Here is a 23347-nt window from a genome sequence, read left to right on the forward strand (position 1 = left end):
AACGGGTTATGCGTTGCCCGTATTACGTTTTTTTCGTTTATGGGCAATATGTTTTCGTTCACTAGGGCTGACATAGTTTGATTTTTCGATACATGTTTGAATAATCCGCGCCTTGCGCACTTCTGTTTCAAAACGACGGATAGCTTTCTCAATGGGTTCGTTCTTCCGAACAATCGTTGATAACATGGTACACCTCACAGGTTAGATAGAAGGATATACCGCATATACGCAAACCCCTGGCCAAAGTTTCCGGTTGCTTCATGTAACTTACACTGTGAGTTTTTATTCCCTGTTATTTGATAAACAAAATCTTTCGAGAGTAGGTTTTCCCGTTAGCTACGACCGTTACGAAATATATACCGCTGGCTACTTTATTACCGTGCGTATTTTTTCCATTCCATTCACGCTTATATATCCCTGGCGAAAGTTGGCCGTTAACTAATCTATGCACCAGGCCACCCCGCACATCGTATATACATGCTTTCACTTCCATCGTTTTATTTACTTTCATAACGATGCTGGTTCGTTCATCGAATGGGTTGGGGCTGTTGCAAAGTAGTTGGAGCGGGCTTTCTTCGTACACTGAAACGTTGATCTCAAATTTAACTGTATCGGCTCCGTCTATGTTGTAGGCACGCACTTCTACGACATGAGTGCCTATATCCGTAACCCCCGGTTTCCACTGCACTATACCGGAAATCGAATCGCACTTCAGTGATGAGGGCCCTGATAATATTTGCCAACGCGGCGCAGGATTACCGTTGGCGATAAGACGATACGTCCATGACGAATCCGATCGAATTTTTTGTTTGTTTGGAATTTTTATGATTGGTTTTTGTGTACCGGCTCTATAGAATTCGATACCGCCTCGCAAATTACCGCACACTATATCTCTATCACCGTCATTATCCCAATCTAAAGCAAACGGCACAGCTTGGCCTGTCACTTTAATAGTCGAAAACTTTCCTGCGATCTCCTGAAATACATTTGCATTCTGCCGCTCATAATAGCGTAGTGTTCCGTCTTTGTAGCCTACGATCAAATCTCGATCCGAATCACCATCCCAATCCAATAATATGGGGACGGCATCGGAAAGACCGTTTGCAGCGATTAATGTAACGGTTGCCGTAGAAAAATCAGGATTTAACAGAGTGCCGTTATTAGATATGAGTTGAACTTCTCCACTCTCTTCTCCAATAATCAAATCCAGATCGCCGTCGCCCTCAAAATCTGATAAAAATGGCGAGCTATTATTGCCTATGTCCAAATTTGCATAAAATTGATTTTCTAATGTGAATTCCGGGCTCGTTGAGCTGCCAGTATTGCGGTAAAACATTATTTTACCGTCGAATTTTCCGACAAATAAATCCAAATCGCCGTCATTATCTATATCTCCTAAAGCAGGTGCCGTAATAAATTCATCTTGTGGTATTGTGACAAACCATGAAGAATTGCTTTGGAAAACCCCGTTGGCTGTCTGACGATAAAATAGGATCGCCCCGCTATAGCTACCAAGGATAATATCCAACCGGCCGTCGTTATCCAGATCAGCCATTATGGGGTGGGCGTTACGACCGACATCAATGTTTTGTAATAGATTCTTTGTGATTAACTGAAATTGGGCCGATTGCGGTGTTCCTATGTTTCTATAATACCACAAATTATCCCGGTCTTCTTCACGGTATAGTACGCTTACCAAAAGATCACCGTCGCCGTCACCATCGGCGTCTACAAACGAAGGCATGTTGTATCCTAATGTTTTTAACTGCCGCGATGGGTAAGTAGATGTAGCCGTATCCGGAATAAAAGGATGCGCCGAATCGCCAAGATTTGGTAAAAAATACAAACCCGTACTGAAGAAATCGCCCCAAAATAAATCCGGATCCCGATCATCATCTATATCAAAAAAACAAACTGCGCTTGCACCATGTCTTTGCTCTTCGCTTCGCTTAGCAGGGGTGATGATCGCAATATCTTGAAACGCATCAGTAATAAATTTTAATAAAAAACTGTGTTCGTTCCCCACATTTTCATAATACGACAGTGTTCCGACACTTCTACCAGAAAAAAAATCATAATCACCATCAGAGTCAATGTCTTTAAAAACGGGTACAGTCTGGTCTTCCGTTAAGACGGGTGCATTGAGGGTATCCAACACGGTTTCCGTTTGCAACACAAAATGTGCATTTACCGCGCTCCCTTCATTCTTATAGTAACCCATACGTGCACCGGAAACCCCACAAAATAAATCCAAATCCCCATCCGCATCGGCATCAATAAAACGTACCCATTGATTCACTTCTAAACTGGCAAAATTATCCGTTATCCATAGCCACCGCAAAGGCCCTTCCACGCCGCTATTCATGTAATGCGTTATACGTCCATCGGTTTGTACGATGAACAAATCCGGATCACCATCCGAATCAATATCTGCAAACTCCGTCTTAGGTACATACATCCCGCCGTGCGATGCGTATGGGATCATGCCATCCTGATCGTAGAATGTCAACGCTTCGGTATCTTTGAAATAATTTTGCGAGTAAAGTACGCCCGCCGCGCATAGAAGAAATAGAGAATATCTAACGATCATAATGAGATAATAAGCTACTTAAAGAAACGGTGTCTGATCTCACGGAAACAAGCTAACAGCAATATAGGTAAAAATATCACGGCACTAATAATATGAATACTCTCCGGAATCACATCGTGCATCGTACCTATAGATACTTGCGGCTTTATATCAAAGTAGGAATATACACTGTCAGTTAATGACCCCATTGCCAATGCAATCATAGCAATAGAAAACAAATAAATAATTAGTGACCTTTGCCCAAGTTTAGAACGCACTAACGCAATCGTTGAAATGTTCGTTGCAGGCCCTGCTAACAAAAAAACCAGTGCGGCTCCTGGAGTAATGCCTTTCATGATCAAAGCAGCGGCTATGGGTGTTGACGCACTGGCACACACATATATTGGAATTCCCACCGCAAGCATTATCATCATATTCACCAGCGGGCTATGCATCACATCAATAAAAAAGTTTTCTGGTATGATTGCCGATAAAATGCCAGAGGCAATCAGCCCAAGAAGTAAATAATAAGCTACATCACCCAGTAAATCCGTAAAGGCATAAACAATTCCTGATTTTAAACGATCAAATCGCGTCTCTACAATTTTGTCAGTTTCATTATTACAATTTGTTGAACAATTACACGAAGTCTGCGGATCGTCAGTTTGCTGTATAGTGTCGTTCTGTTTTTGTGACCCAAAAATATTTTCAAGTGAACCACTGACTATGGCAGTAATGAATGCCGCAATGGGTCTAATAATCGTCATGATAGGATCCAAAAAAGCATACGATACAGCGATGGAGTCCACTCCTGTCTCCGGAGTGGACACTAGAAAGCTCATTGTAGCGCCATTACTGGCTCCGTTTTTTTTCAACGACATTCCGACCGGAACCACACTGCATGAACATAACGGCAAGGGAACTCCTATCAGAGCCGCTTTCCATACCGACTTCCAAGAAGAATCCCCAAGATGCTTACCGAGCATTTCAACTGTAAAGAGACCTCTCAGTATACCTGCTAAGATAAAACCAATAAGTAAATAAAATGACGCATCAACAAGTGTATCGGCAATTGATATAAAAATAGATTCTAACATATGTGTGTAATATATGCTCTATCTGACGTTAAACCAAGTCCATCATTGATATTTCACTGTATCAATTACATCATAAACTGTACTGTTATTACTTAAAGAATTTTCTTGCATTTCCATGTCTCGCCGTATATATTTGCGACGTCATTGGCACCTGTAGCTCAATTGGATAGAGCATCTGACTACGGATCAGAAGGTTTGGGGTTCGACTCCCTACGGGTGCACAACAAAGGCTTTAGTTTTTCTAAAGCCTTTTTTACTTTACGGCACTTCGATGCACCGCATTCTCGTTATCATACCTGCTTTTAATGCCCATTCAACAATCAATGGCATTTTATCTGTTTTAAATCAATTTAAAGATCGTTCCCGACCGCTTGATATTGACCTAGACACGCTTGTTGTAGACGACGGTTCAGAGCCCAGGCTAGAAACTCACCTTAATTCAGGCTACGGACATATTATTACACACACACTCAATAAAGGCAAAGGCGCTGCTTTAAAATCAGGTTTTAAGTTTGCTTCCGATGAAAAGTATAACTATGTCGTAACGATGGATGCCGACGGACAGCACGATCCCAATCAACTGCTTGAGATGGTTTCGTTTGGGTTGCGCGGCGACTACGATTTGGTTATTGGCGAGAGAAATATAAGCTTAAAATCAATGAGTTTGGGGCGTTTTCTCTCTAACAAAATTACCACAAAAATTATTCGTAGAATGAGCGGTTTAGATATTAAAGATAGTCAATGCGGTTTTAGGTTTATCAAAATTGATCTACTGGATAAGATTGAGTTGCATACGGATAATTTTGATACCGAATCTGAATTTTTACTTCGCGCTTCAAAATATAAGATCCAATATTCTAATTTTCCGATTCCAACAATCAACAATTTATCCCACAGTCATATCAATCACTTGCGTGATACCGTCCGCTTTATACGGCTTTTACTGAAATCTATTTAGTTTTCAGTATATTAAAACAAAAAAGCCCATCAATTGATGGGCTTTTTTGTTATTACTTCTTAAAAGATGCTTATTTCAACATCATCATCTTCTTGGTCTGCGTGAAAGATTGTTTACCATCTTTCGATACGGCTATCATTCGGTAAATATATACACCGCTTGCTACTTGTTGGTTGTATTTATTCAAACCATTCCAAACAACTTTTTGGAATCCTGATGTTTGGTCAGCATCAACAAGTGTTGTAACTTCTTGTCCAAGGATGTTATACACCTTAATGGTAACTTTAGCAGATACAGGCAATTCGTAACGTATTGTTGTCGTCGGATTAAACGGATTCGGATAATTAGACTTCAAAGCAAACGTACGCGGCATATCCATGGATACGACAACTACGTTGTGCGCTGTGACAGTACCATCATAACCGACATCCGAAATACGATAAGCATACATCTTCCCTGTTTCAGCAGACTTGTCAAGATAATTGTAGTCTGTCGCAGAAGCTTTGGTACCTTGACCTTCGATGCTTGAAACAGTTTGATACTGCGCATTGGCATTCGAAAGTTTACCTGTTGAACGATAATGTTCAGCTTCTTCATCATTTACTTCACGACGTTGGATAAGCCAATATGCATTTTCCGTTTCACTTTCAGTTCTCCATTCGACACGAATTTGACCGTCCGTCGTCGTTGCACGGAAATAAGCTAATTCAACAGGCAACGAATTGTCAAAAGTCGTAGTACCTAAGGTGAAATACGTCGGACTATTCAAACCTGCAAGTGAAGTTGCATTGGACAATATGTAACCCGCCGTATCGCCATCGGTAGTTGCCGATTCTAAAGTATCAACACCAACACCGCCAATATTATCCCATGTACTGAAGTCCGTAGAACGTGCTACTCGCAGATTAGCTTCAACTGACGCAAAATCGCTAATAGCCCTGCGCGCATACACTAAACGCGCGGTCAAATCACTGCCTGTGAAATCATTTCCAGCCGTGCGCGTAACGGTATGATATCTAATATCGGAAACCTTGACTAACCCACCATTTAAAGTTCCGGCATTTGCCGAGGAGTGGGCTAATGAAGTTCTTACCGTCGGAGGTGTAGCATCTGTACTGGCGGCTATTTCTATTGGGCGGAAGAACCGATATAAGGCATTACCCGTAGGGAATGTTCGCGCAACATAAGTTTGGGAGGCGGGCCATGTAATTACTACATTACCATCCACGAAGGACAACGAATCACCGCCTGTTACTGGGTCAGTTGCCGTTTTTGTTAAGATCAACGAATTCGATCCCGTCACAATGAACCCGCCCACTAATTGCAATTCATCAGAAACCGATGTATTCGATGATAATGTCACTCTACCGCTATCAATGATACGAAGGTTTTCAAACGTGGGTCCGCCAGTAACCGTTAAACCTGCAGCTGTTGCTCTAAATACCGTAGTATCGGCCAAAGCGGTCAGTGTACCATGATTACGGAAGCTTCCGCTCAACCATGTTGCCGTTAAATTAGCTCCATCAAAGGTACCGCCACTATGTACAATCAAACTATCCACGTTGTAGTACGCATCCGAAGCCGACGGCGCAAACGTTCCTGCTACAACTCGCAAGTTACCTGTTACATCGTAGTTTGCGTTGGCGGCAACAGTATTTGAACTTCCGTTAACCGTCACATTATTCAATGAAGCGCTACCTGCACCGTTCAGTGTCTGTGTGGAATTACCCGTAAAATGAACCGTTCCTGACGAATGCGTGATGGATCCTGCGTTTGAAATATTACCGTTGATGGACATTGATTCGTTTGCAAGAGCTAGCGTACCGCCGGTAATACTTAAATCGCCAGTTACACGTATTGAGTCATTGAGCGTTATCACTTGACCTGTTTTGGAAATTGTCAAATCAGCAAAATTGGTCGATCCTGTTAAACTCTGTGCGGCAGTGGTAGAGTTAAATATTACATCACCAGTTGTTGTACTCAAAACAGTGGATAGGCCATTATTTAACCAGTTTCCGGCCACTGTAATGTCATTGCTTGATTGTGTAATAATAGAAGCTGAACTCGTAATGGTCAGATTGCCGGTCGTAGTAATCGGCTTACCTAACGTTTTAGCCGTATTATTATCAAATATCAAGTGGTGGAAATTCAGAGTAGCTGCAACGCTATTGGCGCCAAGGCTTTGCGAACCTGTAGAACCATTAAAATAAACCGTACCGGTGCCGTGTGTAAAAGAACCATTAAGTTCATAATCGTCTTTTATTTCAATAGTATTATTATTCGTTGCAAGGGTCGTCGCTTGTCCCAATGTACTTGCCGCACCAACGGTTAAGGAATTAACAGTAGTATAACCTGCCAGAGTTTTTGTTCCACCACTATCAATAACTAGATTATTATAGTCAGTTGGAGAAGCCGGTAAAGTATAACTTGCATTAACCCCGGCATAAATAACAGTACCACCGGTCCCTACAGTAAAGAAATCAGAACCTAGAACCGTATAAGTAGGGAATGAACCACGTTTTAATATCAAAGTCCCTGCTCCGTCTATTTCACCAAAATTATTTCCAGTCGTACTATCAATCGTCAAACGACCATTTAACGTTAATGAGGTAGACGCATCACTGTTTGTCACAGTTTTTACACCATGGCCTGAAAGAATTGTAACTGGTACTGTATTATCAGGCACAGTACCTGCTGCTGCTCCAGAACCGTCAGAATTAGCCGTCCATGTATTGGGATTTGTCCAGCTAGCCGTATCCGAATTTGCGGCAGCTGCCGTACGAGAGTACAAGGGCGGATTGAATGCGGATGCCTCGCCAGGTACCCATTCATAAGTGCCAGGTGTGAATGTCATGCTATCTTGGTGACCAAACACATCGCCTGCTGAGCTCTCAAAGCCATTGGAAGGAGTTAACCATGGGCTTGATCCTGCCCAATAGCGCGGAACATAGTTGGTTTCAGTACCTTGAGCTTCTGCATTGTTATAGTAGAACGACTGTAGGAGTTTGACGTTTGTAAATGAGGTTACATCTACTGTCCAATATTGATCAAGTGCTTTAGAAGGCACAATAATATTCGGATTAGCACCAGATACAGCGCGAACAGCGATATTACCCGTACCAGTACGAGTTCCAAAAGTCATCACCGCAGGAAGATAATACGAACCGTAACCGATCGGGAAAGTAAACGATGCTACAACAGGTGCTGCTGCAAGATTTTTAATAATCTGCGGACCACCTAATGCTCCTGTTTGAATAATACAACGGGAAGCACTAAATGAGCCCGAACCTGCGCTTACCGTTGCAGAAGTATCGATAGTCAGTGCATTACTACCGGTTAAAATAATGTTCCCATCATTTGACATTGTCAGTGAATTTTTTACAGTTACCGGTGTTTCTAATCTCAGATTTTGAGATGCCGCCTTAGTAAGAGTCAGGTTCCGGAAAGCAATGGCATTTGAACCACCTATCGTATCTGTAGCAGTTGTCCCAGTAAAAGTAATTGTATTCGCAGGCGTAGTCCATGTACCAAAATTTCGCAACGATCCACCAATTTCAATATTATTCGTACCTATAGTAAATGTTCCGCTCTTGATGTAGAGCTTGTTACCTACGCCCCATTGAGTTGCTGATAAGATAACTGAACCTGTTCCGTTAACTATAACGTTGTATAGACGCATACGCATTTGACTACTAACCGTCTGTGTACCACTTCCATTTAAGATTAGATCGCCCGAAAACGGAATAAAATTTGTACTATCAGCGCCGGTTCCTGTAAAAGTCAAGTTACCACCGACCGTCAGAGAATAGTTGTTTGAAGTCAAGCTGATACCGCAATCTTGATTAACGGTGAGATTTCCTTTTACGATGGTATTACCTGCTAACAATCTATTCGTTATTGCTGTTCCGCCGGCCCTAGTTATTGATAAATTTCCATAGCCACCGCCGTTAGTGCCATTGAGTGCGCCAATCGTCTGAGCTCCGTTCATAATATACGACACCAAGCTCGTATTACTAAACGAGTACGTCGCGTAGTTTGAAGGAAAATTAGTAAGATTGCGAACAACAAGAGTCGTCGTAGCATCCATCGTAAATGATCCGCCTGATGTTGAACGATTAAGCGTAAATGTATTTAAGTCCAATGTATCGCCTGCGGACGTACCATCTATATATAAATTTCCTGATAATGCAACATTAGCTGTCAATATCTTTGCCTGTGTTCCGCTAATGATGAGCGAATGATAAGTCGTTTGAGCAGGTAGACTGTATCTTGTAGTTCCACCAAAATTTACTACACCGCCATCACTACCGACAAATCCCGCTGAAAGTGAGGGTAAATTGCTGCCAGAAGTGGTATGTATTGTACCTTTTCCAGTAACACCAGAGCCTAGCGAAATGGTCTGTGCACCCATGCTCAATGTCGCAGCTGAGTCTATTTGAAGGCTAGCTGCTTGAGACGAGCCTGTTAAGGTGACCGTATGATGATTTCGTATGACGACTGGGTTTGTTGAACCAGGAATATTACCTCCACTCAATCCTTGCCCAACAACTGAGACAAAGGATGCCGAATCGCCAGACCAAGCGCTAGTACCAGAAAGAGCTGTCGCAGCGTCACTCCAATTCATACTACCGCCAATCACTCCGGAATTCCAACTATAAAAAGTGACTGGATTACTAAAGGAATAACCAGCGGTAAACGAAGCACTTGATAAATTAGCAGAAGTTGCGTCTGTAAAATACGATGGAGTTGATCCAAAACGAACGCTATCTGTAACTCCAGCGGCCCAAGATGATCCGTTATATCTCTGTGGTAAGTAAGAGGACTCCGTTCCAACGATATCCGATTCGTCATAGATATAAGTATGCAACAATGTCGGTGCGCTTGTAAAGCCAGATGTCGTCGTAACCCAATACATGCTTAGTGCCGAGGCTGCATTAGAGTTAGGGTGTGCACCGCCTACAACTTTTACATTGATTGTACCGGTACCGGGTGAGCCACTACTTATATCTATATTCGCAGGAACATAATATCCTGAAATACCTATTGGAAAAAGCATTCCAGAGGTAGTTGTGTTGGGATACGAGCGGGTCACACCAAGCGAGGAGGTAGTGCTATCAATGACAATCATACGCGTAGCGCTAAATGCAGCACCGGCACCCCCATCTTGGATTGCCGAAGCACTCGTGCTAAGAATGGTTAGCGATCCCTGGCCTATATTAAAGAGTCCATTACTAAGGCGTAAAGTATCTTCAATTGTTAGGCTTGCTCCGGTTGCCAAAGTTAGGCTTGCGTTCGCCGTGGTCTTACTGACCGCAACAACACTAAGTCTTGCATTGCCTGTGATCGTCTGATTAAAATTATCCGTCGTCGTAAAAGTAAGTCGGTTATCATTTGTCGTCGCATCAAACACACCGGAAGAAATTGTCAGATCACGAGCAATATTGAGATGTGTCCCAGATGCAAGGCGCACAGTATCGCTATTGGTATTACTGATAGTAAGCGAACGTAAATTTACCGTCCCGCCATAATTGAAAACTTGAGGACGAGTTTGGTTGGTTAATCCGCTTCCATTGAATATTAATACGGAATTACCTGTTGATTGTTGAGTCGTGTTAAAACCCATGCTCAACGTACCATTTTGCCTTATAAAAGAACCCCCAATAACTAGATTATGTTGTTGCGCATTCAAACTTGCAAGACTACTCACATAGAATTGCCCACCGATATTTAATGTAAAATCATTCAAAACCGTGCAGTTCGTCGCGGCGGAATTGGATCCACCTATATTTGCCGTATAACTTGTACCAGCTCCAATGATAAGATTCCAGAAAGGTGCATCAGAATGAACGACACAGTTAAAATTGCCTGTAAAATTAGAAGTGAGGATTTGAACTGTACCGCCACTCACACTGTAATTTGAACCGACTAAAATCAACAAGCCTCTACCATTGCTTGAAGCGCCTCGACGGACAACGTTCAACGTACCGCCTGACATGGTAAATACGCCGGTAGTACTACGAAGTGTAAAATCGGATACACCATAAGCCGTACTATTGGCACTTTCAGCCTGATATCTTGATACACTCACAGTTCCTGCACTCTGCGTATAATTCAATGGTTGAACATTAGCGGTCGGATCAGAAAGCGGTCTAATTTTCCCTGCAACAGTAAGCGTTCCTCCACTAACATTTATTGCTGGCACCACCCCCAAACCATTCGCAGTATCATAACTTATATCACATGTATTGGTACCTCCTGCGGAAACACCCACATTCACCGTACCATTTGAAATTTGCAAAGTTCCGTATAATTTCAAGCTGTTACTTCCACTACTGTTATCCAACGTCAATGTTGCATTGGAATTGTCAACCCACAAACGGGCAGAGGCCGGTATCGTGTAGTCATTTCCAGTAGATATCGTATAGGGAAAATTGAATGAACCAGCTAAACGCAGGGTGCCGCTTGTCAAAGTCAACGCTTTATTAACTGCGCTTACGGAACCGTTGATCGTAGGAGCATTCGTTAGATTTAGTGTCAAAACAGGGGTTTGCGACGTTCCTTTGTTTACAATAAGTCGGTTAAATGTCGTCGTTCCGGAGCCAGTGATAGCTGCGTCCGACGAACCTGTAAAAGTAACATTGCAAACATTAGTACCATTGACCATGTTAAAAGTACCATTATTGATCAAACTATCTCCAATGGATAAAGCATGCGTGAGGCTTCCGGTAGATGAACCGATACTAATCGTACCTGAATTTTCGACATCGCCGGATACAGATATCGTTCTGGCGTTTAATGAACCTCGGAGCTGGAGAATGGCCGATGCATGGGACACGCGTAGGTCACCGCCGATCGTAACATTACCCGATGCGCTACTATCAAAGTATACCGTCTGAGCTGCATTAAGCGTCATATTTCCTGAAATTGATAATGTCGTATTCGGCATCGTACGATCACCAGCACCCGAATTTGTTATTGTCAGATTATTGTAAGTTGTTGGGCTTGATGGTAACGTATACGATCCAACACCTGAATAAGCAACCGTTCCACCTGAAGAACCCAAAAATGAACTCCAATCACCAGACGGGAATGTAGGTGGCGTCGATGTACTCGAACGCAATATCAGCGTACCCGTACCTGATGAAACACCAAAATTAGATCCAGTAATTCCAGGGTTGATATCCAACTGTGCTCCAGACTGTATTTCCATACTTGCAGAAGTAAGGTTATTATTATTTACATAGACGATATGACCAGAACCAATCACAACAGGTCGGCTTGAGCCTGGAGTAGTTCCTGCAGCAGAGCCACCTACACCCGTAGTGGACCACGTGTTGGGGTCTGTCCAATTTCCGGTTTGACGTGAATAGTACGTCAAAACTGAACCAAAATCTGCCGGTTCACCTGCCGTATAATCACCTGTAATATAACTAACACCATTAAAATAGATGGTGTCTGTAGCATTACCATCGGATACGGCAGTTACGTCATTGATACGTGTCCAAGTCGTCGGTGTGTATTTAGCCGGGATATACGCGCTTTCCGTTCCACGTCCGGATTGATCTGCATCCACGTAAGCGAACTTGGAGTTCACAACCGGGGATGCGATTGTTGTTGACGCAATCCAGTAATAAGCCAATTCCAAGTTAGTGGGGTCCGTAGTGACAGGATGCGCACTATTGATCGGCTTTAAAGTGACGTTACCAAGTACGGCCGCTGTCGTTAAATCAATAGTTGCCGGCGTATATTTACCTGATACACCAAATGGCCATGTAAACGAACCTGTGCTGCCGTATGGCTTAACCATGCCGTCGTCGGATGTGCTTCCGTTAGTTGTAATATAACGTGCAGGCGACGACGCACTGATATTGGTAAAAAACGGTGTCATTTTGCTGCCCATTGTGAGCGTATTAGCACCGATGTGCAAAATACGATCATCCGCAGCCGCCGAAGCTTCAAAAAGCAATGAATCATTGATAGTAAAATCGGACGCCGCTGTCACGGTTACATCGGTTCCTGAAACGCCAAATATCGAAAGACGGTTGATCGTTCCCGAGCCGTCGCCGGTGATCGTATGTGTCGTGGCGCTATCCAAACGAATAAAGCCCGTACCACTATGCGTACCATTAACACGTAAATTTCCAGATACGATGGCTTCAAAACCACCGTCGGCCAAGGTTGACCCCGACTCAATAACCAAACTATCTATAATACGGCCGGTTGTTGGTAAATTGGCATGCATGGTTAGTGTATTTCCGCTGGTCATATTGACCTTAAGATGTTTTTTACCTGTACCCGACCATTCACCGGCAGCTGTGTTTTTGCTTGTACCGATGTATTCGATCGTATAATCATTTCCGCCAAGATTATTGGATGCCGTCATAGTGCCTGCATCACGTTTAATCGTAGAGCCGCTGGCCATAGTCAGATTGGAACCAGCCGCTAAGGTCGCCGACGTCAAAAGCAAAGTCCCGCGTACCGTTTGAGACGAATTCATCTGTTTGGTTCCGTTGCCGGAAATAGTAAGGTTTCCGAACTGAGCAGAACCACCGGCATCAACCACAGTTGTACCTGTGCTTGCACCATCATACATCACTGTACTAGTGGAAGCAAGAGTATAGGAATTGAACCCCTGAGGAAAATAATCAAAGTTCTGAACACTGCTGATACGTAATGTACCGGAGGAACCGATTTCCATACCAGCCACGCCTGATCCGTCATAATCAATACGATTTCTATTTTGACGGAACTCACCGGCACGTATAACCAAACTATCATTCACTGTGAGCACCGAGTCATGCGAACCGCCGGAATTCTGAAGCGTAAGTGAAACATGACGGTTACTGCCGTTTGGGTTATTGATCAAGAATTTACCGTAAGGATTAGAACCTCCAAAATCAGCGAGGGTAATATCAAAACCATCACTGGAACCGTCTTCAGAAGCACTACCATCGCCAAAGGATGTCGTTCCTTGAAATACTACATCAGTTACTTCATTAAGTGCTGTGGGTAAACCGGAAAGCTGATTCGCAGCTACAGTTGTTCCACCGACCGTAGCCTGCCCGTTCACCTGCAGCGCAACACCGGTTCCTGAGTACGGATTGGGGTTTACAAGCGTGATCGTGCCTCCTGTAAAGTTGACAACACCGCGTTGGAGTAATAAAATTGAATTTGTACCGGTCAGATCCTGGGAACCAGTAGGATTGATATACAGATTACCACCGGACATTTCGAACCGCCCCGTGGGGTCTAGTAATGTGATACGGCCGTTGAGGTACAAAAGGCCGCTTCTGATTTCAAGTTTATTGTAGGCGTCTATTGCTGCCGTATCAAAGTTCGGAATATTATCGTTATCCGCCTGGATATTGACAACCGAATTACCATCGCCGACATAAACAGAACCGCCATCAACGATAAAAGCTGTTGTATCGCCCGGATCGGCCGTATTAAAAGTTATGGTGTTTGTACCGCTGCTCGCCACCAAGCCGATATTCAATGTACCACCCTGTACATATACAGAATCGCCGGTATTCACAACAAGCGATCCGGTTACATTGATCTTTCCGCCGAACATATGAAGCTTTGATCCCCCGGCAAGCCCGTTTGCGTTTCCAATTAAACGCATATTGCTTTTATTGCCGCCGCCTACTTGCACATGACCATCGGAATACACATACATCTTATTCCCGGTGCCATCTAGATCAAACAAATTCAACGTCGTCGGCGTAGGCAATTCAGCAGCCAAATTAGGCGCTACAATAATACCCGCCGAACTGTCCGCCCCGGAACCGTCACCAACGTTTATTCGCACATTACTTGCAACGTTAAACAAATTTCCGGCAGTAATAGACGTCAGGGACGGGTTTGCACACAAAACCAAATAGCCATCCTGAACATCTAATATTGAATTTCCAGTCATAAAAAAAGTCACATTTCCACCGGTAGCATTCACGGTATTGACATTCCGGCCAAACTCCAGTCGCCCGCCGCCTCGGATAATCAGCGTATCTGAACCGCCTGTAACATTACCTAAGTTGATCCACGTCGGATTCGTACTCAAAACGTCCAAAGAATCTCCGACATAAACCGTTCCACCGTTTATATCTAACTTGAAAGGGACATTAGCGGTCGCAGCTGTGATTTCGCCTTTAACATTAAATACTGTTGTCGAACCGGACACTAACAGGGACGGTGAGGCTCCCACAAATGTTTGGTCCGCCACAAAATCACCCACTGTGTCCCTCCCTAAGAGAACCTGTGCACCATTTGTAAAACTATGTGCGCTTCCACCACGGAGAAAATATACCGTTCCTGCGGTCGTTCTGCCGTAGCCTAATCGAACTGTAGCTGCGTCAACGGTACCTGATACGGTAGTGGAAACGTTATTTCCAGACACCAAGCGCCCGGCATAAACTTGTGTGGAAGCCCCGGATATATTAAAAGAACCGCCATTATCAAACCGAATATCACCAAAAATACCATCATTACCTACGTACAAGCGACCACCGTTTGACATTGTCAAAGACGCGGAAGAGCCGCCGGATGCTAAACTTTGAAAAGCAGCCGTATTTGTACCTTGAGAAACGCGTACGATACCTCCATCTATAACCAAAGCTCCCGTCAGAGTCGCTGTAGTATTAGCGGTAGAATTAACTAATTTTACCACACCTTGTGGAACATGAACGCGAGCATTTACCCCGACTGTCACCGCGCCGTTACTGAAAATCGCCGTATCAGGATTTTGGTGACTGTATACACCGGATACAAAAATAGCCGCACCGGCTGTAGCCGCAGGATCAACACCTTGAGAAAAAGTCGAAGAATGGTTGGCTATTGAATCCGTGGCAACTGTTTTGCTCATCACCAAGTTACGAAGATCAAACGTGCCGCTACCATAAATGCGAGAATGACCGGAGCCGTTAAAAGTCATAACTGTGTTACCTGACGCCGTCTCAAAATCCAACGTTCCGTCATTAAACAACATACCTGCAAGCTGAAGATCGCAACCGCCGTTGCCGGAAGTATCAGTCAAGGTAGAACCCGAATAAATATGAACCGAATCAACCACCGTCAAAATAACATTAGTGTTATTTGAAGACATATTGACTTTACCGTTGACGATGCTCAATCCGCCGATTGTCGGAGATACCGCATTGATCGAAACCGTACGGAATGTACCCGCCGGAATGATCACGATGTCGGCCCCATCCGGGCTGTCATTGACCGTGCTTTGGCCGGGATAGGTATTGGTACCGGGATTATTACCATCGCGGGTAATCACCCAGTTACCGCCGGTCGTCCATGTACCGGTCGCGTTTAATGTAAAAACGTCCTGCGCAACCACATTGGCCGCAACTGAAACCAACAACGCAATCACATGCAGTAGAGACTTTCTCATACTGGAATTCCCTAAGGTTTTAGGTTGATATATTAAATTTTTAATTCTTTTCAGAACGGGTTTTGATCTCATCAAAAGAATTGACGGATACACTTTTATTCATAATGTCATAATATTAAAATAATTAGCTCACATTGTCAAATATTTTTGTAAGTAATTTTGCCGACCCAAATGACACGGGCATACAGCATGTTTTTACAAGCTTTTGACAAAACGGTCATGTTTTGTTTAAAAAAACAAGATGTTAATAAACTTTCAGGATTTAGTATAAAATACGTAGATATACGTGAAGGAGTAAAATACTACTTTTTCATCTATGGCTTTATCGATTTTACAAAGATACGCCACTACCCCAACCAATACCCTATTTGGGTGATAAGAAAACATACGGCCAACGCAATAACGAGGGGCATGAGATTGGAAACCACTGTCCATTTGACACTGCGCGTTTCTTTCCAAATCGTGAGTGTCGTCGTACTGCATGGGTAGTGAAGAAGTGAAAAAAACATCAACGATATGGCCGTTAAGGACGTCCAACCGTTTTGAATAAATAAGGCTTTCAGTTCGGTATCCGAATCCAACTCTGTCATTTGCCCGGCGGCCATATAACCCATTATGATCGTGGGAACGATTATTTCATTGGCCGGTATAGCAATAATGTATGCAAGTAAGATGATGCCGTCGAGCCCGATGGATTTTCCTAAAGGGTCTAGCCAAGCTGCACCATGAGCAAAAAGCGACAGACCATCATATTGCACATTAGCCAAAACCCAGCACAAGCCTCCGGCCGGAGCCGCCATAACCACCGCGCGCCACAAGACCAAACCCGTACGATCAATCAGCGAAGTATATAAAATCCTGAAAAACTGCGGACGACGATACGGCGGTAACTCAATCTGAAAAAATGAAGATTCGCCTTTGAGACTGGTCGCCGTACTCAGAAATTTGGCCACTAAAAGGGTAACTAAAATCCCAAACAAAGTAATGCCTACGATCGCCGATGCTGCGACAATCGAAGCCACCCCAGCCGGTAACGAAGCCGCTACAAAAAGCGAGGCCAGCATAATCAACGTCGGCCAGCGCCCGTTGCAAGGGACAAAATTATTGGTGAGTATAGCGATCAACCGCTCTCTCGGTGAATCAATGATCCGTGTCGCGATCACACCTGCCGCATTGCAGCCGAAACCCATACCCATAGCCAACGCCTGTTTGCCATGTGCACCCGACCATTTGAATAAACGATCCAAACTAAACGCTACACGCGGCAGATATCCGAAATCTTCGAGTATGGTAAACATAGGAAAAAAAATCGCCATCGGTGGTAACATAACAGACACTACCCAAGCCAATCCGCGAAATACACCATGAATTAAAAAACCGGTCAACCACCACGGCGCTCCAAGTTGATTCATACCGGCCGCTAAAAAATCTTCTACGGAAAACAACAGATCGGCCAACATCGCCGAAGGTACATTCGCTCCGGCAATGGTGAGATAAAACACCACGGCCAATACCAACAGCATCAACGGAATACCTATAAAACGTGAAGTCAACCAACGGTCTAAGGCATTTTCCCAAAGTCGTGTTATTCGTGTTTGCTCCACCGCACGTCCGGCAATTCGTTTTGCATCATAAAATAGCGACTCGACAAGACTGTCGTGCAGTACGGTTTGGATTTTTTCAGATGCGCTATCCGCTTCGTCAATGATACTTCTGATTTCATGTACGCCCGGATGATCAGGGTTTGTAAGCGCAGGGACAGGTATATCGTTACTCAGAAGACGCGTATGCCAATGGCCGGATAATAAAGCTTCGCGAATACCCTGATCTTTATCTAACAACCGAACGGCCATCCAGGAGGGATTTGGAATTTTCGGATCATACGCATGAATTTTCTGACTCAAAATATCCACCGTCTCTCTCAACGATTCCGGATAATTTATTCGAAACGGTTTCACCGGTATGAGGTTTTTACTCAGTTGAGCAATGGTTTCCTGTAAAACATCGAGCCCTCGACCGCTTCGTGCCGCCGTGAGGACCACCGGTATTCCTAAATCTTCCTGCAAGCGCGCGGCATCAATGCGAATACCTTTACGTTCGGCTTCGTCAATCAGATTGACACACACGATGACGCGATCCGTGATCTGCATGATTTGCAGCGCCAAGTTGAGATTGCGCTCCAGATTGGTAGCATCCACGACGACGACGGTCACATCCGGTTTACCGAATAACACAAAATTGCGCGCGATCTCTTCGTCCGTCGAAGCCGAAAGCAATGAATACGTACCCGGCAAGTCTACCAGGCGGTAACGGCGTTCGCCATAGGTAAAATGACCTTCCATACGCTTGACCGTTTTTCCGGGCCAATTACCGGTATGCTGATTTAGCCCGGTTAATGCATTAAAAACCGTACTTTTTCCGGTATTGGGATTGCCGGCCAACGCAATGACCATCTCATGCGCCGTCTTTGACATATTAAGAAAAACGGGAGTCTGAATGCTTTTCTGTTTTTTATTTTCTTTAACAATACTCATAGTCTTATAACACAACCTCTATTTTTTTAGCTTCTTCCCGGCGCAACGCGATCAACGTGCCTTTGACACGGTACGCTGTCGGGTCACCGAAAGGGCTTCGGCTCACGACCTCGATAGGCTCATCACGCAAAAAACCAAAATCCAGAAGCCTGCGACGCGCCATACCATGTATATGCATGTCGGCAATACGTACTGACGCGCCGATCGGAATGCTGTCCAGTGTGATTTTGGGGGTTGCCGTGTGATCATTCATTTTTTTTCTTTTTCTTTTTTTACAAAAATATTGCTGGTCACTTCGTGACTCAACGTATGTTCTTCTTTACCGTCAATACGCAGACGCATTGAGTTATCATAACTTTCTTTGGCACAAATACGAATGCGCGAATTCAACGACAGACGGATCCGCTTCATGTATTTCAACAATTCTTCGGAATCACGCACTTGCATGATACGCGCCGTGTCACCGACGGAAAGCTCAGCCAGTGACGGGTGATGTATTTCTTCCATCTTGCCTTCATGGGTCGGGATCGGATCTCCGTGCGGGTCGTAACGCGGATGACCGAGAAATTCATCCAGACGATGTTCCATTTCCTCTGAAATGACATGTTCAAGGCGTTCCGCCTCATCATGTACGGCTTCCCAACTATAACCTAATGCCTTCACAAGAAAGGCTTCTAGAAGACGGTGGCGACGAATCACTTTAAGTGCAAGTTTGTCGCCCTTAGTTGTCAAACGGACTCCGTAGTACGGTGTATAATCCAAATAACCGTGATGCGTCAGTTTTTTGATCATATCCGTCACGGACGCGGACGAAATACCCATCCGTTCGGCTATGGCTTTGGTCGTTATTTTGTCCCGCATACGACTCAGCCAAAATATGTGCTTTAAGTAGTCTTCCGTGCTTTTATTCTTCATAACCAATAAAAAGATTAGGTTAAACTAAACTATTATATATGAATTCCTAAATAATGTCAAGATTTATTTGAACAAAAATACGTAAGTACGATAGGTATCAATCAGGATGGAGCAAAAAAAAGCCCCTTAAATCTTATCATAGCCGCCATCTTGACGACGTATAAAAGGATTTTCGGGGCTACTTGATCTGAGTGGAAAAGTGATTATTCTTTTTTACGGGTATTGATGCCAAAAGGCAGGTACAAAGGGCACCAAGAAATAAAACTCGTTACGATAAACGCTACGGCGACAATCAAAAGCACCGTCGTGAGCCAACCGGACAACATACCGCCATAGTACAGAGCAATAATAGCGATGGCCGCAATAATTCGCAGCGCACGATCTGCATTTCCCATATTCTTTGTCATGACACTCTCCTAAGTTAACGGTTAAGGGACTTTTAATGACACATCACAAGATAGGGCATGTTTGTACCCATGTCAGTAACATTTGTCACCAAGAACAAAAAAATTAGAGAATTTCGATCGTCGTGCGGCCGAGGCGTACCTGACCATTACGCTCCATTACTTTGAGCAATCGGGAAACAACTTCGCGGGAAGTATTAAGTTCATCCGCTACTTTCTGGTGAGTTAAACGCACCGTGCGGCCGTCTCCGGCGCGTGCATGTTGGCGAAGGCATGTCATAATACGGCGATCCATTTTTTCGAAGGCAATCGTATCGATCATGGACAACAATTCATCATACCGTTGACTAAAGGTATTGATGACAAACCGTTTGAATGCGGGAAACTCCGTCATCCAGGGCTCAATAAAAGACGAAGGGATAGCAATCAATTCCGTCAAAGAATCGGCTTCGCCTTTGATACGGCTGCGCTCTTCGCCGAGGCAACTTTTGAGAGACATCGCACAGGATTGACCGGGCTCAATGTGGTATAAAAAAAGTGCATGGCCTTCGCCGTCATCACGACTCACCTTGATCGAACCTTTGGTCACTAACGGGACGACTTTGACATAGTCGTTGGTTTTTACAAGCATGTCCCCGGGATTGGCCGTCATCAAGCGGCTATGTTTTTCGATCTCTGCGATCAGCGTTTTATGCTGCAAATCCGGAAATTTTTCAGCAAGCAATGTGCGTAGCCGACTCATAACGTAATACTACCGGTTTATTATCATTTTAAGGATTTGACTCACCCTTGGGTAGCGGGAACGCAGTGCTTTTCATAAGCTGCGGCGAGCTTATTGGCGACATCCATTGCCGTTTGTCCTTCGATCTCAAATCGTTGAAGCATCCATACTAATTTTCCGTTTCTAAACAGCGCGGCCGACGGCGATGAAGGCGGAAATTCTTTGATATGCTCGCGTACCCGAGCCACAGCCTCGGTATCCTGACCTGCGAAAACGGTGGTTAAATGATCGGGGCGCTTCGCATTATTCAGCGACATGGCGACACCGGGGCGAGCCATTCCTGCCGCGCATCCGCAAACCGAATTAACAACAACTAATGTCGTACCCTGATTTTGCAGCGCTTCGTCAACGGCGGCCTTCGTTTTCAATTCCGTAAAACCGATTTTGGTCAATTCTGCACGCATGGGCGCAACAAGGCGTTCATCGTAAGGCATACGTTCTCCTATTATTTCATTTGTAAAGTTTCAAAATTTGGATTTAATGCTGGGGACGCGTTACTTTCTATTTATTTTAATATTATTTCATTTCACCCCATTTGTCAATAAGGTATAATATTATATGTAACATTCTGCATAAATTTTTCGCACTGCAAATTATTTATTCGCTGTGCGAATCATCACAGCATCCATCCAACAATCTGATTACTATTTTTTAGTAGAAAAAACGGGACTATCGGCATGTTTCACGAAATAAAGAACGTATCCCAAAGCCGGGGCGAGCCTTTTCGAAGATGGTTTGAGGATAATTATTTTGATCTTGTGGTATGGTATAATAAGAATGGAAGTTTTTATGGCTTTCAATTGTCTTATGACCGATACCGCCACGAACACGCCATAACGTGGTTTTCTGACCGGGGTTATTTTCATGATAAAGTGCAAAACACCGCCGGTTCGGTGGTCACTATGACACCCGTACTTGTAGCCAACGGCCCTTTTGATGCGCAACAAATCGCCGAACGTTTTCGTCAACACAGTGCAGGATTAGAAATTGAAATCGCCGAATTTATTTACGATAAACTCACACACTATGAGCAACTAAGACCATCCGATGCAAAAAATAAAAAAGCGGGGCGAACCCCGCTTTGATAAACGATCGTACCGGCGATTTAATTCTTATTTCTTTTTCTTGTTCTCCGAAAATTTCCGTGCTTCCGGGAAAAACTTCATGGATTCCTTCACGATCTTATCCGACATAAGGCGAACCTGCGCGGCTTCGTAATTACCCCAAATATAACGGGCTACTTCCGCCTTAACCGCATTCAGCATGTCTTGTTTATCCAACTGAAGGGCTTTTTCGTCCACGGGTACCCCCTTGGAAGCGCCATAAGCCGCCAGATTAGCTATTTCATTTTCAGGAACATTAAAATTACGAATAAAATCATTTTGTTTGGATTTATAGATATCGCGCAAACGTACACCATTTTTTTCAAGATATTGGTTTACAAATTCGCGCATGATATTTTTGCTCCAAAGTTTCACGTAGTACACGCTATTGGTATCGTAATCCACATGAAAATCCGGAACGATGCCGCCGCCGCCGAACACTTTACGTCCCATCTCGGTAAAATAAACGTGACTGGAGTCGGATTTGACGGACTCTACTTCGTGCGCTTCTTCGTAATAATCGTCGATTGATTTACCGTCATAGGGGCGCTGGATCAGACGGCCGCTCGGCGTATAATAACGCGCTGTCGTAACACGCAAAGCTGAACCGTCTCCGAGTTCGTACTGCGACTGCACTAACCCTTTTCCGAAACTTCTTTCACCGACGATCAGCGCTCGATCCAAATCCTGAAGCGCACCGGAGACAATTTCGGAAGCCGAAGCCGAACCACGATTGATCAGAATGATCATCGGCATTTTGCGATAGTCCGATTTAGAACTGGACACATAATCTTTGGTCGAATTGGGGATACGTCCTTTGGTATAAACGATTTTTTTACCGCCGGGGATAAATTTATCCACGATCATCTGAGCTTGTTCGAGATAGCCGCCGCCGTTGTTACGCAAATCCAAGATCAACTGCTGCATTCCTTTGGCTTCGAGTTCGCGCAAGGCTTGTTCGATTTCCTCTTCGGTTGTTTCACTGAATTTGCTGAAGTGAATAAAACCGGTCTTATCATCCAGCATGAATTTCGCATCCACGCTATACAGCGGTATTTTATCGCGAATAATATCAAACTCGAGTTGTTCAGACACACCGGGACGTTCGATCGTGATGTGCACTTTGGAACCTTTGGGTCCGCGTAATTTCGAAAAAACGCCATCGTTCGTAATACCTTTGGTAAGGTCACCGTCTATTCTGACGATACGATCGCCTGCCAGAAGGCCCGCTTTTTCCGACGGTGTACCGGGTATCGGTGTAACCACTGTCAGATTGCCGTCAACGATTTCAAACGAAATACCTATACCTTCAAAATTACCCTGAAATTCTTCCTTAACGGTTTTCATCTCTTTGGGCGGAATATACACCGTATGCGGATCCAAGCCTTTGAGCGCTCCGGCAATCGCATCGTCCACCATTTTATCACCATTGACCTCTTCGACATACGTCTGTTCTACAAGATCCATGATGGTCTTGAGTTTGACGAGGTTTTTATACACATCGCCGGTGGATGTAAAACCCGTTACCGCAACAATGATCACCAGCACCAGAAGTACCGGCAAAATTATTTTCTTCTTCATATATGCT

13 protein-coding genes and 1 tRNA gene are annotated in these 23347 nt (G+C 44.1%); 3 read left to right on the forward strand and 11 right to left on the reverse strand.

The window, feature by feature from the left end; all coding sequences use genetic code 11:
• Window positions 1-6: 6 nt before the first annotated feature.
• The 3 genes from rpsU to HUU58_02950 form a co-directional block, all read right to left on the reverse strand.
• Window positions 7-186, reverse strand: a complete 180-nt coding sequence (gene rpsU, locus HUU58_02940; GenBank protein ID NUN44611.1) for a 30S ribosomal protein S21 — start codon at window positions 184-186, stop codon at window positions 7-9.
• A gap of 106 nt (window positions 187-292) precedes the next feature.
• Window positions 293-2590 (reverse strand): VCBS repeat-containing protein, encoded by a 2298-nt coding sequence (locus tag HUU58_02945; GenBank protein NUN44612.1) that lies wholly within the window; start codon window positions 2588-2590, stop codon window positions 293-295.
• A gap of 14 nt (window positions 2591-2604) precedes the next feature.
• Window positions 2605-3666 (reverse strand): SO_0444 family Cu/Zn efflux transporter, encoded by a 1062-nt coding sequence (locus tag HUU58_02950; GenBank protein ID NUN44613.1) that lies wholly within the window; start codon window positions 3664-3666, stop codon window positions 2605-2607.
• A gap of 147 nt (window positions 3667-3813) precedes the next feature.
• Here HUU58_02950 and HUU58_02955 point away from each other — a divergent pair.
• Together HUU58_02955 and HUU58_02960 are read left to right on the forward strand one after the other, a co-directional pair.
• Window positions 3814-3887: transfer RNA gene (locus tag HUU58_02955), tRNA-Arg, on the forward strand.
• Between the two features lie 50 nt (window positions 3888-3937).
• On the forward strand, window positions 3938-4624 hold the full coding sequence (locus HUU58_02960; GenBank protein NUN44614.1) for a glycosyltransferase family 2 protein: 687 nt from the start codon (window positions 3938-3940) through the stop codon (window positions 4622-4624).
• A gap of 70 nt (window positions 4625-4694) precedes the next feature.
• Here HUU58_02960 and HUU58_02965 read toward each other — a convergent pair whose 3' ends face one another.
• From HUU58_02965 to HUU58_02995, 7 genes are all read right to left on the reverse strand, one after another.
• Entirely contained in the window at window positions 4695-16022 is an 11328-nt protein-coding gene (locus tag HUU58_02965) for a T9SS type A sorting domain-containing protein (GenBank protein NUN44615.1), read from the reverse strand.
• Between the two features lie 347 nt (window positions 16023-16369).
• The gene (gene feoB, locus HUU58_02970; protein ID NUN44616.1) at window positions 16370-18556 is read right to left on the reverse strand and encodes a ferrous iron transport protein B; all 2187 of its coding nucleotides are present in this window, start codon (window positions 18554-18556) and stop codon (window positions 16370-16372) included.
• Window positions 18557-18560: 4 nt separating this feature from the next.
• The gene (locus HUU58_02975; protein ID NUN44617.1) at window positions 18561-18809 is read right to left on the reverse strand and encodes a ferrous iron transport protein A; all 249 of its coding nucleotides are present in this window, start codon (window positions 18807-18809) and stop codon (window positions 18561-18563) included.
• Window positions 18806-19471 carry a metal-dependent transcriptional regulator gene (locus tag HUU58_02980; protein NUN44618.1) on the reverse strand — a complete coding sequence of 222 codons (666 nt, stop codon included), beginning with the start codon at window positions 19469-19471 and terminating at the stop codon, window positions 18806-18808. The genes HUU58_02975 and HUU58_02980 overlap by 4 nt, the downstream gene beginning before the upstream one ends.
• A gap of 203 nt (window positions 19472-19674) precedes the next feature.
• Window positions 19675-19878 (reverse strand): DUF2892 domain-containing protein, encoded by a 204-nt coding sequence (locus tag HUU58_02985; GenBank protein NUN44619.1) that lies wholly within the window; start codon window positions 19876-19878, stop codon window positions 19675-19677.
• Window positions 19879-19981: 103 nt separating this feature from the next.
• Window positions 19982-20617: a Crp/Fnr family transcriptional regulator gene (locus HUU58_02990; protein ID NUN44620.1), complete on the reverse strand. Its 636-nt coding sequence runs from the start codon at window positions 20615-20617 to the stop codon at window positions 19982-19984.
• 41 nt (window positions 20618-20658) lie between these two features.
• Window positions 20659-21090: a BrxA/BrxB family bacilliredoxin gene (locus HUU58_02995; GenBank protein ID NUN44621.1), complete on the reverse strand. Its 432-nt coding sequence runs from the start codon at window positions 21088-21090 to the stop codon at window positions 20659-20661.
• Window positions 21091-21333: 243 nt separating this feature from the next.
• Here HUU58_02995 and HUU58_03000 point away from each other — a divergent pair, with 243 nt between their 5' ends.
• Window positions 21334-21741 (forward strand): hypothetical protein, encoded by a 408-nt coding sequence (locus HUU58_03000; protein ID NUN44622.1) that lies wholly within the window; start codon window positions 21334-21336, stop codon window positions 21739-21741.
• A 27-nt stretch (window positions 21742-21768) separates the two neighbouring features.
• Here HUU58_03000 and HUU58_03005 read toward each other — a convergent pair whose 3' ends face one another.
• On the reverse strand, window positions 21769-23340 hold the full coding sequence (locus HUU58_03005; GenBank protein NUN44623.1) for a S41 family peptidase: 1572 nt from the start codon (window positions 23338-23340) through the stop codon (window positions 21769-21771).
• Window positions 23341-23347: the final 7 nt, after the last annotated feature.

Source organism: bacterium, from assembly GCA_013360215.1.
Classification (GTDB): domain Bacteria; phylum CLD3; class CLD3; order SB21; family SB21; genus JABWCP01.